Here is a 13,211-nt window from a genome sequence, read left to right as displayed (position 1 = left end):
CTTCACTTGCCCAGGATTTCCTTTTCCTTGCGGGCGAACTCCTCGTCGACGGCCTTGATCTGCTCGTCCGTCAGCTTCTGGAGCTCGGTCTCGGACCGCTTGCGATCGTCCTCGGAGATTTCCTTCTTGCTCTCGTCGGTCTTGAGGTTGTCCATGCCGTCGCGCCGCACGTTGCGCACGGCCACGCGCGCCTTTTCGGCATAGGAGCTGGCCAGCTTGGCAAGTTCCTTGCGGCGTTCCTCGGTCAGGTCCGGGATCGGCAGCCGCAGCGTGGTGCCGTCGTTGATCGGGTTGAGGCCGAGCCCCGCCGAGCGGATCGCCTTTTCCACCGGGCCGACGTTCATCTTGTCCCACACCTGCACCGAGATCATCCGCGGCTCGGGTACCGAGACCGAGGCCACCTGGTTCAACGGCATCTGGCTGCCATAGACGGTCACGGTTACAGGATCGAGCAGGTTGGCGCTGGCGCGTCCGGTACGCAGACCTGCGAGATCTCCGGAAAGTGCCTCCACGGCACCCTTCATGCGACGCTCGAGATCGGCCTTGTCGAACTTGGCCATAGTCAGGCTCCTTTTTGTACGATCGTACGGGTGCCCTGTCCGGCGAGCACGCGGGCAAGATTGCCACGCTCGCGGATCGAGAACACCACGATCGGAATCGCGTTGTCGCGGCACAGCGCCACGGCGGATGCATCCATCACCTTCAGGTTCTGGGCGAGGACGGTGTCGTAGTCTACGTGGTCGTAACGCTGGGCGTCCGGGTTGGACTTTGGATCGCTGTCATAGACGCCATCGACGCTCGTGCCCTTGAACAGCGCATCACACTGCATCTCCGCCGCGCGCAAGGCGGCGCCAGAATCTGTGGTGAAGTAAGGCGCGCCCACTCCGGCGGCGAAGATCACCACCCTGCCCTTTTCGAGGTGCCGTTCCGCCCGACGGCGAATCACCGGCTCGCAGACCTGATCCATCTGCACTGCGGACTGCACGCGCGTATCGACGCCGAGTTGCTCCAGCGCGTTCTGCATCGCCAGCGCGTTCATCACCGTCGCCAGCATGCCCATGTAGTCGGCCTGCGCGCGGTCCATGCCGCGCGCCGCCCCGGCCATCCCGCGAAAGATGTTGCCGCCACCGATAACGAGGCAGACTTCGAGGCCGGTCTCCTTGGCCGACTTCACCTCCTGAGCCAGCTCGGCGACGAAATCGGGATCGATGCCAAACTGCTGGCTTCCCATCAGCACTTCGCCCGAGAGTTTCAGGAGGACGCGCTTGTAGGGGGATGCCATGGAAAGGAGTTCTCGCTTGGGGGGGTCGGCTGCGGCTTTAGAAGCGCGTGCATCGATTGCCAAGGGCGCAGGTTAGGTAAAGGGATCGCGCCAATACCTGGAACAGCACTGACCTTGGACCGAATATCTTGGCAGGCGCATGACTGAGAGCCTCCTCCGCCTATGCGCGATTACAAAGTGCTACAGGACGCTCGTCAAGCAGAGAAGGTGGGTTGAGGAGGTTGGGTCCACGCCATTTTGAATACAGGTCGCCCCAGCAAGAACGCGCCGAGAATGGACGTCACGATTGCAAAAACGAAAGGCACGGGACCCTTGTCGAAATGCGCAAATAACTCGAGAATCGGTAGGTGGATCGCGTAAAGCGGAAAAGACAATGCACCGATCCTTTTTAGCCATTTTTCGGCGCCCGGTGGGACTACCGCGCAAGCTGCCACCCAAAAAAGTGTCGGCATTAGCACGATCGTAGCAAGCATGTCTCCGATGCCCAAAGTTAGCGGTAAGCTTGGCAACACGACTACGCATGTCACCGGCAGTATGAGCGCTGACCTCCAATTAAGGATGGCGACCGGCGGTCGGGCCATCCAGCGGCGAGCGAACCACATCCCGAAAAGGTATGAAAAGGCCACACGAGGAAGCGCCCATTGCCAATTGAAGGCGAAGGGGCCCACTGTATTTGATCCAAAGCGCATGATCATCAAGCCAAGGCCAAGCGCTGACGCTAAGAGCGCTAGTCGCAACTGCGGATCGTTAAGCCGCCGTAAGACCATAGCGTGCAAAACATTGATCATAAGCTCGAAAAACAAGGACCATTGTGGGCCATTGAGTGGGAACAATTGACCTTGACCGATGAAGGCGGGAATCATCAACAGTCCAAGTGCTATGTGGTAAGCCCCGCCCTCAGGCCCGCTCAGGATCAGGCTAATTGCCGCACCCAACGAGGTTCCGACTGCCGACAAAGGCCACAGGCGTTTCATTCGCTCAAACACGAACTTAGTGGCTTCACCGCGCACACAAAACCTATCTCGCGTCGCAAGCGTGAGAACGAAGCCGCTTAGCAAAAAGAAGAAGTCAACGAACAGATAACCACGCGAAAAGGGGCCTTGGATCTCAAAAATTACTTTGGCATGATAAAGCATGACAACCACTGCGGCTATGCCCCGCAATCCGTCAAAAATAGGTAGCCGGTGCGCCGTCATTGCAAATTGCCTGAGGAAATTCGTAGAGGTATTCTCCAATGCTACCCGCGTTTTATTAAGGGGTCGCGAATACCAAATGCGATTTTCATAATCGGGCTGCCACATCCTCACGCTTCGATCGGCCTACAGGCCTCACTGCGACGAAGTCTCACCGATGGTAAAAGTGACAATTTCGGAAAGTGGGTGCAGTTCGGCACCTTCATTATCCAGATGACATCCTGCCCATGATCGCATAAGGGCCGCCGCTTCCATCAGCGCGACAAAAGCGAAAGCGAGTGCACACCATGAAGCTGAACGAACTTAGAGACAACGAAGGCGCCCGTCACCGCCGCATGCGCGTGGGCCGTGGTATCGGCTCGGGCAAGGGCAAGACCTCGGGCCGCGGCCAGAAAGGTGCCAAGGCGCGTTCGGGCGTTTCGGTCAACGGATTCGAAGGCGGCCAGATGCCGCTCCACATGCGCATCCCCAAGCGCGGCTTCAGCAACAAGGCCTTCGCGAAGGACTATGCCGAGGTCAACCTGGGCCTGATCCAGAAGGCGATCGACGCCGGCAAGATCGATGCGGGCACGACCATCGACCACGACGTGCTCAAGGCCGCCGGCCTCGCGCGTGGTGGCAAGGACGGCGTGCGCCTGCTCGGCAAGGGCGAGCTGACCTCCAAGGTCTCGTTCAACGTCACCGGCGTGACCGCCGGCGCACGTTCGGCGATCGAAGCGCTCGGCGGTTCGGTTGCTTTGCCCGAGCCTGCGGTGGTTACCGGCAAGTATGCCGACAAGCCGCGCGGCAAGAACGCCGCCAAGGCCGCCAAGGCCTGATCCGACACGTACATCCTTGGCGCGGTGTCTTCCAGCAGGAAGGCACTGCGCCGGGATTGTGACGGCTCTGGCGCAAACTATATGCGCTGTCTCAAGCTCCATCGGGGGTTCGACAAGCGCTCCGGGCCGCGATAAGGGTTCGGACAAGGTCCGGCTTTGAACGGCACCTCCGTTCGAACGACCCGCAAGTTAAGGCACCATTTCCACAATGGCTTCACGCGCCGACAACATCGCCAGCACTCTCAGCCTGGCCAACTTCTCCAAGGCGACCGAGCTCAAGAAGCGCATCTGGTTCACTGTCGGTGCGCTGATCGTATTTCGTTTCCTCAGCTTCGTGCCGCTGCCCGGAGTCAATCCGCTGGTCCTGCAGTCGCTCTACGAGCAGACGCGCGGCGGCATCCTCGACATGTTCAACGCCTTTTCGGGCGGTGGTCTCGAGCGCATGAGCCTCATCGCCCTGGGCGTTATGCCCTACATCACTGCCTCGATCGTGGTGCAGCTGGCGGCTTCTCTGCATCCCTCGCTGATCGCGTTGAAGAAGGAAGGCGAAGCCGGCCGCAAGAAGATGAACCAGTACACCCGCTACGGCGCGGTGCTGCTGTGTGGCATCCAGGGCTACTTCGTGGCGCAGGGCCTTGAGGCTTACGGTGCTTCCAGCGGACTGCAGGCGGTCGTCGACCCCGGCATGGTCTTCCGCATCGGCGCCGTCATCAGCCTGATCGGCGGCACCATGTTCCTGCTGTGGATCGGTGAGCAGATCACCAGCCGCGGCATCGGCAACGGCGTCTCGCTCATCATCATGTCGGGCATCGTTGCGCAGATGCCGACGTTCGTGTCCAACGTGATGAACCAGTATTCGGCCGGTGATACCGGTTCGCTCACCATCGTGCTGCTGGTCGTGCTGATCGTGGCGATGATCCTGTTCATCTGCTTCATGGAGCGGGCCCAGCGCCGGCTGCTGATCCAGTATCCCAAGCGCGCCACCCAGCGCGGCATGATGCAGGCCGATCGCAGCCACTTGCCGCTCAAGATCAACACCGCCGGCGTGATCCCGCCGATCTTCGCCAGCTCGCTGCTGCTGCTGCCGCTCACGATCACCCAGTTCGCCGGCAAGTCGCTGGCGCCGGAATCGACCGCTGGCCAGATCGTCGTCGCGCTCAACCAGTACCTGGGCCACGGCAAGCCGCTGTACATGCTGCTTTACGCGGCCGGGATCATCTTTTTCTGCTTCTTCTACACCGCGGTCGTCTTCAATCCTGAGGAGACCTCGGAGAACCTCAAGAAGAACGGCGGCTTCATCCCCGGCATCCGTCCGGGCAAGAACACCGCGACTTACCTCGACTATGTCCTCACGCGTATCACCGTTATCGGTGCGATCTACTTGACGATCGTGTGCGTTCTGCCCGAGTACTTCCTTTCGCAGACCGGCCTGCCCTTGTTGTTCATGGGTGGCACCAGCTTGCTGATCGTCGTCAACGTCACCGTCGACACGATCACACAAATCCAGTCGCACTTGCTGGCTCACCAGTATGGCGACCTCATCAAGAAGGCTAAGCTGAAGGGTCGGATGCGCTAGGCGCGTCGATCCATCGGGGCTGATGCCGAAGTAGACGATCGAGGGGACGTGGCGTGAACATCATCCTGCTGGGGCCGCCGGGAGCGGGCAAGGGTACGCAGGCACAGCGCCTGGTAGAGCGGCGCGGAATGCGTCAGCTTTCGACCGGGGATATGCTCCGCGCGGCAGTGAAGGCGGGAACGCCGATCGGCCTGCAAGCGAAGGCCGTGATGGAGCGCGGCGAACTGGTCAGCGATGAGATCGTCTCGGGGCTGATCGGTGAGGAACTCGACGTGATGGGCCCGCAGACCGGCGCCATCTTCGATGGATATCCACGCACAGCCGAGCAGGCGAAGTCGCTCGATGCGATCCTTGCCGATCGTGGCCGGCAGCTCGACCATGTGATCGAGCTGGACGTCAACGAGGATGCGCTTGTCGAGCGGATTACCGGGCGATTCACGTGTGCCAGCTGCGGCAAGGGCTACCACGACACGTTCGAGCAGCCGAAGGTCGCCGGCACCTGCGACAAGTGCGGCAGCCATGAGTTCAAGCGCCGTCCCGATGACAATGCCGAGACCGTGCGTACGCGCATGGCCGAGTATCGTGCGAAGACCGCGCCGATCCTGCCGATCTACGAAGCACGCGGAATCGTCAGCAAGATCGATGGCATGGCCGAGATGGACGAGGTGACGGCGCGGATCGAGACGATCCTCGCCGGCTGATCCTTGCCGATCGCATCGGGGCGCGTCTGGTTGTCAGACGGTAAGTCGACTTCGATGCGGTTTGCGGGACGAAGCGCCCACCCTGGGCGATCAACCTAGGCGGGCGGCAGTTCCCTGCCAATTCCGGCGTGCTAGAACGCCGATCGATGAAAATGGTTCCCGCGCTTCTCGCTTTCGCCGCATTGCTGCCTGGAAGCGCATCAGCCCAGTCCGTCCTGCAATGTGCCCCTTATGCACGCGAGCGATCGGGCATTCCCATCCACGGCAACGCTGCAACGTGGTGGGATCAGGCGCAGGGCGCCTACAGCCGCGGCCAGTCACCCGCCACGGGTGCGGTCCTCGTCTTCAAGGCCAGCAGCACCAATCGGTATGGTCACGTCGCGGTGGTGGATCGCATCGTCGACGAGCGGCATCTTCTGCTCGACCATGCCAACTGGTCGCGCCCCGGCAGGATCGAACACGATGCCTTGGCCGAGGACGTCTCGGAAGCCGGCGACTGGAGCGAAGTGCGGGTGTGGTATGGCCCTTCGGCCGGGCTGGGCCTGCGCAAGAACGCGGCATTCGGGTTTATCTATAGCACCCCGGCTCATGCGGAACCCAGCCCCAGAGTGGTCTTGAACCTCGGCGATACCCCGCCCCCAGGCTGAATGCCGGACGCGGCTCGCATTGGGGGAGAGCGGGCGTCTGTCCGCCCACCGTCCTGCAACGCCTTGTCCCGATCACCAAGGCTAGAGGTCTGCACCCTGTCGGGCATCAAAGCGCCCGGCTGACACCCGCAAGCCCCCTCAGTACAGGCCGCCTTGTTGCTCGGCGAAGTCGGCGGGCACGCCTGCTGCCTCGGCTTGCGATGCCCTGGTGCGATCGACCTGCGCAGCGCGGACTTCCGCGATCAAGGCGTCACGCTTGCGGGTGAACTCGTCCTGCGCGGTGTAGCGCTTGGGTTCAGTGTCGGGCTTGAACGCTTCCCAGATGATCGCGGCCTTGGGATCGGTGCCCGGCTCGGCGCCCATGACCTGCTTGCCGCTCACGCGATCGATGCGGACCATCCGGATACCGGCAGGTGCGACGAATGGCTGATGGTTCCAGCGGTCCTTGGTGGCGAGCACGACCTGCTTGAAGATCGGCGCGGCAATTCGGCCGCCTTGTGCATATCCACCCAACGATCGCGGGTTGTCGTACCCGAGGTACACGCCCGCGACATAATCCTGCGAACCGCCGCAGAACCAGACATCGGTGGGGCCGCTGGTGGTGCCGGTCTTGCCAAACAGCGGCAGGTTGAGATCGCGCAAGGTCACCGCCGTGCCGCGCGTCACCACGCCTTCGAGCATATGCACGACCTGATATGCCGTGGCCGCATCAAGCACCTGTTTGCCGCGCCGGGCGATGCGCGGCATACCTTTGCCGTCCCACTGCGGCATGTTGCATCCCATGCAGCGCCGATCATCCGAGCGCCAGATCACCTTGCCATTGCGGTCCTGCACATAGTCGATGACCGACGCCGGGAACTGGACGCCGTTGTTCGCGAGGGCCGAGTAGGCGTTCACCATGCGCGATACCGTGGTCTCGCCGGCGCCCAGCGCGAATGACAGGTACGGCTTGTAGTCCCCAATGCCGACGTTGTGGAACGTCTTGATCACCCGCGCCATGCCGGTGTCGTTGGCGATCCGCACGGTCATCAGGTTGCGCGATTGCTCAAGGCCCCAGCGCATCGTGTGGGTGCCGCCGCCGCCGCCGCCGAAGTTGCGGAAGCATTTGTTGCCAAGGCCCGCCCCCTGATAGACGCAGAACGTCCCGTCGAGCACCTGGGTCGCCGGCGTCATGCCATAGAGCAGCCCGGTGCCATAGACGAACGGCTTGATCGTCGAACCTGGCTGCCGCATCGCCTGGGTGGCGCGATTGAACGAGCCGAGTCCCGAATCGAAGCCGCCCTGCATCGCCAGGATGCGCCCGGTGGCCGGTTGCTCGATCTCCATGCCGCCCGACACCTCGGGAATGGTGCGCACCGCGTAAGTACCCGATCGCACCGGCGCGGCGGCAAGGACGTCGCCCACCTTCGCCTTGTCTGGCACGTTCGTCAGTTCGGCCACGCTACCGTCGGTAAAGCCGATCTGGCCGGTGCTGCCGCTGCGCGCGATGACCACGCCGATCCGCCAGTCCTTGTAGTCGATGGTGAGATTGGAGACGATCAGTTGCGTCTGCCAGGTATCCATGTCGCTGATGTGCGCCAGCGGGCCGACCCATGGCCTGTTGCCGTGATAGCGCAGCAGCCCTGCGCGCAAGGCGTCGCGCACCGCGGTCTGCATCCCGGGATCGAGCGACGTGCGCACCCACAAGCCACCGGCATAGACGCTCTGCGGGCCGTCCTCGGCGTTCTCGCCAAAGCGGTCGATCAGCCGGCGACGGGTTTCCTCGACGAAATAGCCGATCGACGGATCGTAGCGCTCGGCGCGCCTTGGCTTGAGGCCCAGCGGCATCGCCGCCGCCGCCGCCGCCGCCGATGGCGTGGCCCAGCCGTTCACGACCATCTGGTGAAGAACATAGTTGCGCCTGGCGATCGCCATGTCGAGATACTTGGCGCGGCCATAGCGCTCGGGCGCCTTGGGCAAGATCGCCAGGAACGCCGCCTCGTGCAGGTCGAGCTTGTCGATGTCCTTGTCGAAATAGGCGCGCGCCGCCGCCTGCACGCCGAAGCTTTGCCGGCCGAGCGGGATCTCGTTGAGGTAAAGCTCGAGGATCTGCTGCTTGGTCAGGACCGATTCGATCCGCCGCGCGACGATCATTTCCTTGAGCTTGCGGGTGATCGAATACTCGTCGCCGATCAGGATGTTTTTAGCGACCTGCTGGGTGATGGTCGACCCGCCACGGGCGCGGTCGCCCGATCCGAACTTGGCCGCATAGTCGACCACCGCACCGAGCAGACCGGTGTAGTCGACGCCGCCATGCGTCCAGAAGGTCTTGTCCTCGGCTGCGAGATAGGCGTCGATCACCGGGCGCGGAAAGTCGACGAAGCGCAACTGCACGCGCCGCTCACGCGCATAGCTATAGACGATCTGTCCATCGATCCCACGCACCATCGTCGGCAAGGGCGGCTGATAATCGCCCAGCTTGTCGGTCGAGGGCAGGTCCTTGGTCAGGATCACCCAGAACACGCCCAGGCCGATCAGCCCGGCAAGCACGAGGTACGCAAAACGCCGCAGCCACTTGCGGCGGCGCCAGGCGCCGCGGATCGCGCGGAACGGCCCGCGCCCATCGCGGCGTATGCGATACGTGACGTCGCTGGCGTCCGGGCCGGCGCCCGGGTCGGCTGGGGTTTGTGCCTGATCGCTCATTGCGCCAGCCCTGTAGCATCCAAATTCCGGACAAGGCCAGCGGCGAGGCTCAGGCGCCGGCCTGGCGGGCGAAAAAGACGCGGATGGCCCGCGCCGCCGCGTCCGCGATCGTCCGCCGGCCCTCCTCCGATTCGAGCAGCTGGGCATCCTCCGCGTTGCTGATGTAGCCGGTCTCGAACAGGATCGAGGGGATGTCGGGCGCCTTCAAGACCGCCAGCGCCGCCGATTCCACGCTGTCGTAATGAAGCGGCAGCTTGCCCCGCAGTTCGCGAAGCACCAGTTCGCCCGCCGCCACCGAACTGCCGGTCGCCTCGCGCTGCGAAAGGTCCAGCAGAATCGCGCCGACCGCATCGCTGGTTCCGGCCAGGCTGACGCCATTGACTGTATCGGCCCTGTTTTCGCGGGCGGCGAACCGGGCCGCCGCCTCGCTTGAGCCGCGCTCGGACAGGACATAGACGCTGGCGCCGTGTGCGCCGTCGGCCGTGGCGCTGTCGGCATGGATCGAAACGAACATATCCGCTCCCAGCTGGCGGGCGATCCCGGGACGTTCGGCCAGTGTCACGAAGCGATCGTCGTCCCGCGTCATCGCCACGCGAATACCGCCCTGCTCGAGCAACTTGTCACGCAAGGCGAGCGCGATCTGCAGCGCCACCGTCTTTTCCTTGATGGCACCAAGCCCGGCGCCCGGATCGAAGCCGCCGTGCCCGGGATCGATCACCACCAACGGGCGGCTGGCATCCTGCGGCCCGGCGATCGCCGGCAAATCGCGCGGTCGATCGGGCGTCGGCAGATCGAGGCGCACGACATAGGCGGGATCGGAAGTCGTGCCGAAATACCGAGCGCCCACGACCGCCCCCAGGACCACCAGCGGCAATATCAGAAGCATTGCGAACTGGAGGCCGCGTGACATGGTGGCGACTGGTTAAGTGGCGGATCTCAACAGGGCAATGCCCCAGATCCGCATACCCGCAAGTATCTGCCGGCCTCGACTTGCGCCGGTCTCTGTCGCGTGCAGCCAAGACCTTGCTCCCCGGACGCACAAATGCTAGTTCGTCGCGACCCGGGGCCTGACGCTTCGATCCTCGCCATTCCTCAGACAAGCCACCCGATGGTTTGGGACCGCGACGGATCTGTTCAGAACCCGGTCGTCACGGCCGGAAATCACTTCCGGTATCCGCACAGGTTGACGCGAACCATGAGAATGCAACTGCCGTCCTGCCAGCCGATGCCCGATTGGGCATGGGCGGTCCGGACGCCGCTTGCAGCGCCGCCGATTGCGCCGCGCACTCACACGATCGCAGACACGAAATCCGCTGACGAGGCGTTCGGCCTCGACATGCTTCACCTCGCCGCGCCGGAACGCACGGGCACTCGCCCGAAGCCCGGCCGCGGCACCATCGAACAAAATCGCGCCGCCGCTGCCCTCGAGGCAGAGCCGCGGCGCGTCTGGAGAACATACAATGGCAACGCGCATGCTAATCGATGCGCGCCACCCGGAAGAAACCCGGGTGGCGGTCCTCAAGGGAAATCGCATTGAGGAATTCGACTTCGAGTCGGCCGACCGCAAGCAGATAAAGGGCAACATCTACCTCGCGAAAGTCACGCGGGTAGAACCATCGCTGCAGGCAGCTTTCGTCGATTTCGGCGGCAATCGGCACGGTTTTCTGGCTTTCAGTGAAATCCATCCCGATTATTATCAGATCCCCAAGGAGGATCGCGAGGCACTCCTGGCCGAAGAAGCCGCGCACGCCGAGGAAGAGGCCGCCCTGCGTGCCACCGAAGGCGATGACGAGGACGAGGCGCACGGTTCGGACGAGGACTTCGGCGATGACGAAGGCGGCGTGACCGAAGTCGACACGTCCGAAAAGGACGAAGTCGCGACGATCGAAGCCGGCCAGTTCGAAGACGGCGACGACGATCACGATCACGGTGACGACGAACACGCCGACGATGAGTCCACCTCGGGCGAAGACCGTTCGCAGCGCCGGGGTGGCCGTGGGCGCCGCCAGTCCAAGGGCGGCGGTGGCCGTTCCAAGGAAGCCGACGACTTGCGCGCAAAGCGTATGGCGTTGCGCCGCCGCTACAAGATTCAGGACGTCATCCAGCGCCGCCAAGTGCTGCTGGTCCAGGTCGTCAAGGAAGAGCGCGGCAACAAGGGCGCAGCCCTTACCACCTACCTCAGCCTTGCCGGCCGTTATTGCGTGCTCATGCCCAACTCGAGCCATGGCGGTGGCATCAGCCGCAAGATCAGCTCGGTCGCCGACCGCAAGCGCCTGAAGTCGATCATCTCCGAGATGCAGCTTCCGCGTTCGATGGGCTGCATCGTGCGCACCGCGGGCCTGCAGCGCACCAAGACCGAGATCAAGCGCGACTTCGATTACCTCGCGCGCCTGTGGGACGAGCTTCGCGAAACGACGATGCGTTCGTCGGCGCCGGCGCTCATCCACTCCGACAGCGACCTGATCAAGCGTGCGATCCGCGACATCTACAACCGCGACATCGAAGAAGTCGTGGTCGAGGGCGAAGGGGGTTTCCGCGCCGCCAAGGACTTTATGAAGCTGCTGATGCCCAGCCATGCGGCCAAGGTGAAGCCCTACTCCGACCCCGTGCCGCTGTTCCAGCGCTTCGGCGCCGAGGATCAGCTGACGGCGATGTACGACCCCGTCGTGCAGCTGAAGTCGGGCGGTTACATCGTCATCAACCCGACCGAAGCGCTGGTCTCGATCGACATCAACTCGGGCCGCTCCACCAAGGAGTATGGCATCGAGGCGACGGCAGTGAACACCAACCTCGAAGCCGCGCACGAGATCGCCCGTCAGTTGCGCCTGCGCGACATGGCCGGCCTCGTCGTAATCGACTTCATCGACATGGAATACGGATCGAACGTCCGTAAGGTCGAAAAGGCGATGAAGGACGCGCTCAAGAACGATCGTGCGCGCATCCAGGTCGGACGCATCTCCAGCTTCGGCCTGATGGAGATGAGCCGCCAGCGCCTGCGCACCGGCGTGCTCGAAGCCACCACGCGCGGCTGTCCGCATTGCGACGGCACCGGCCTGGTCCGCACCGCCAGCTCTGCCGGCTTGTCGGCCTTGCGCCTGATCGAGGACGAGGCGGCCAAGGGTCGCGGCGTGGTCGTTTCGGCCTTCGCCAGCACCGAAGCGGCGATCTACCTGCTCAACGCCAAGCGCGCCGACCTTGCCGACATCGAGCATCGTTACGGCGTGAACGTCGAGGTCATCCCCGAGGGCGAGAACGAGGGCGCCAAGATGCGCGTCCTGTCGTCGGGTCCGCGCAACGAGTTCGTACCGCGCTTCGATCCGATCGCCGACGAGGTGGAGGACGACTTCATCATCGAGGACGAGGAAGAAGAAGAGTTCGTCGCCGAGGACGAGCCACGCTCGTCCGATCGGTCCGGTGAGCGCAATGCCGAGGGCGATGGCGAAGGTCGCAACCGCAAGCGCCGCAAGCGCCGTCGCGGCCGCAATCGCGATCGCCGCGAGGACGGTTCCGAGATCGAGGGCAGCGAGCAGGACGCTGAAGGCGATATCGGGCTCGAGGGCAGCGATGTCGACGGTCTGGACGATGGCACCGAAACCGAAGCCGCTGATGTTGGCGACGACGAGCAGCATGACGGTGAGGCGGTCGAAGCCTCCGATGACGCCGATGCGCCGCGCAAGCGTCGCCGTCGCGGTGGTCGCCGCCGTCGCGGTCGCGATCGTGCCGGTGAGGAAGGCGAAGCGCAGGGCACCGAGGCCGATGACGGTCAGGACGATCCTGCCGAAGCCGCTGACGTCGAGGAAGCCGCGCCTGCAAGCGAGCCGGAAGAGGTCGCCCCGATCGCTGCGGTGGCAGTCACCGAAGCGGCCGAACCCGTTGCCGAGCCTGCGCCCAAGAAGCGGACCCGTCGCAAGAAGGCCGATGCCGTCGACGCCGCCGAAGCGAGCGAGCCGGTGGTAGCGCCAGTGGCCGAGGAGCCGGCGGAAGCACCGGCCAAGCCCAAGCGTACGCGCCGCAAGAAGGCCGATGCGGAAGCGCCGGTCGAAGTCGCTGCAGACGTCGCCGCGCAGCCAGAGGTGACGCAGGACGAGGCTCCGGCCAAGCCCAAGCGTACCCGCCGCAGCAAGGCGTCCGAAGCCGCGCCGTCCGCAACGGCGACCGAGGAAGCCTCCGCACCTCAGCAGCCCGAAGCGCCCGTGACCGCTTCGGATGTCGCGAACGAGGATGGCAGCGAAGGCGAGGATGGCTCCGACGGCAAGCCCCGTCGCGGCTGGTGGCAGCGCACCTTCGGCGCCTGATCCAACGCGTCCATAGC

10 protein-coding genes are annotated in these 13,211 nt (G+C 63.8%); 5 read left to right on the top strand and 5 right to left on the bottom strand.

The annotated features are described in order from the left end of the window. Nucleotides 1–2: 2 nt before the first annotated feature. The 3 genes from frr to ACXJ1Z_RS12620 all read right to left on the bottom strand — a co-directional run bounded on the left by frr (nucleotide 3) and on the right by ACXJ1Z_RS12620 (nucleotide 2,478). Nucleotides 3–560 carry a ribosome recycling factor gene (gene frr, locus ACXJ1Z_RS12630; protein ID WP_463777072.1) on the bottom strand — a complete coding sequence of 186 codons (558 nt, stop codon included), beginning with the start codon at nucleotides 558–560 and terminating at the stop codon, nucleotides 3–5. A 2-nt stretch (nucleotides 561–562) separates the two neighbouring features. Next, nucleotides 563–1,282 (bottom strand): UMP kinase, encoded by a 720-nt coding sequence (gene pyrH / locus ACXJ1Z_RS12625; RefSeq protein WP_463777070.1) that lies wholly within the window; start codon nucleotides 1,280–1,282, stop codon nucleotides 563–565. Between the two features lie 194 nt (nucleotides 1,283–1,476). Continuing rightward, nucleotides 1,477–2,478 carry an acyltransferase family protein gene (locus ACXJ1Z_RS12620; RefSeq protein WP_463781247.1) on the bottom strand — a complete coding sequence of 334 codons (1,002 nt, stop codon included), beginning with the start codon at nucleotides 2,476–2,478 and terminating at the stop codon, nucleotides 1,477–1,479. 284 nt (nucleotides 2,479–2,762) lie between these two features. Here ACXJ1Z_RS12620 and rplO point away from each other — a divergent pair, with 284 nt between their 5' ends. The 4 genes from rplO to ACXJ1Z_RS12600 all read left to right on the top strand — a co-directional run bounded on the left by rplO (nucleotide 2,763) and on the right by ACXJ1Z_RS12600 (nucleotide 6,217). Continuing rightward, nucleotides 2,763–3,293, top strand: a complete 531-nt coding sequence (gene rplO / locus ACXJ1Z_RS12615; RefSeq protein WP_463777069.1) for a 50S ribosomal protein L15 — start codon at nucleotides 2,763–2,765, stop codon at nucleotides 3,291–3,293. Nucleotides 3,294–3,501: 208 nt separating this feature from the next. Then, on the top strand, nucleotides 3,502–4,869 hold the full coding sequence (secY, locus tag ACXJ1Z_RS12610; RefSeq protein WP_463777068.1) for a preprotein translocase subunit SecY: 1,368 nt from the start codon (nucleotides 3,502–3,504) through the stop codon (nucleotides 4,867–4,869). A 53-nt stretch (nucleotides 4,870–4,922) separates the two neighbouring features. Beyond that, entirely contained in the window at nucleotides 4,923–5,570 is a 648-nt protein-coding gene (locus ACXJ1Z_RS12605; RefSeq protein WP_463777067.1) for an adenylate kinase, read from the top strand. Between the two features lie 146 nt (nucleotides 5,571–5,716). Further along, nucleotides 5,717–6,217: a CHAP domain-containing protein gene (locus ACXJ1Z_RS12600; protein WP_463777065.1), complete on the top strand. Its 501-nt coding sequence runs from the start codon at nucleotides 5,717–5,719 to the stop codon at nucleotides 6,215–6,217. Between the two features lie 138 nt (nucleotides 6,218–6,355). Here the strand turns inward: ACXJ1Z_RS12600 and ACXJ1Z_RS12595 are convergent, their stop codons facing one another. Both ACXJ1Z_RS12595 and ACXJ1Z_RS12590 read right to left on the bottom strand, forming a co-directional pair. Further along, nucleotides 6,356–8,899, bottom strand: coding sequence for a penicillin-binding protein 1A (locus ACXJ1Z_RS12595; protein ID WP_463777064.1), 2,544 nt, complete (start codon nucleotides 8,897–8,899; stop codon nucleotides 6,356–6,358). A gap of 49 nt (nucleotides 8,900–8,948) precedes the next feature. Further along, a complete protein-coding gene (locus ACXJ1Z_RS12590) occupies nucleotides 8,949–9,785 on the bottom strand; it encodes an N-acetylmuramoyl-L-alanine amidase family protein (protein ID WP_463777062.1) in 837 nt (278 codons plus the stop codon). A 574-nt stretch (nucleotides 9,786–10,359) separates the two neighbouring features. Here ACXJ1Z_RS12590 and ACXJ1Z_RS12585 point away from each other — a divergent pair. Beyond that, nucleotides 10,360–13,194, top strand: a complete 2,835-nt coding sequence (locus tag ACXJ1Z_RS12585; protein ID WP_463777061.1) for a ribonuclease E/G — start codon at nucleotides 10,360–10,362, stop codon at nucleotides 13,192–13,194. Nucleotides 13,195–13,211 lie beyond the last annotated feature (17 nt).

The sequence above is a fragment of the Novosphingobium sp. TK46 genome, from assembly GCF_055361525.1.
Note: the sequence above shows the minus strand (reverse complement) of the source record. Positions and strands in the feature narration are given on the sequence as shown.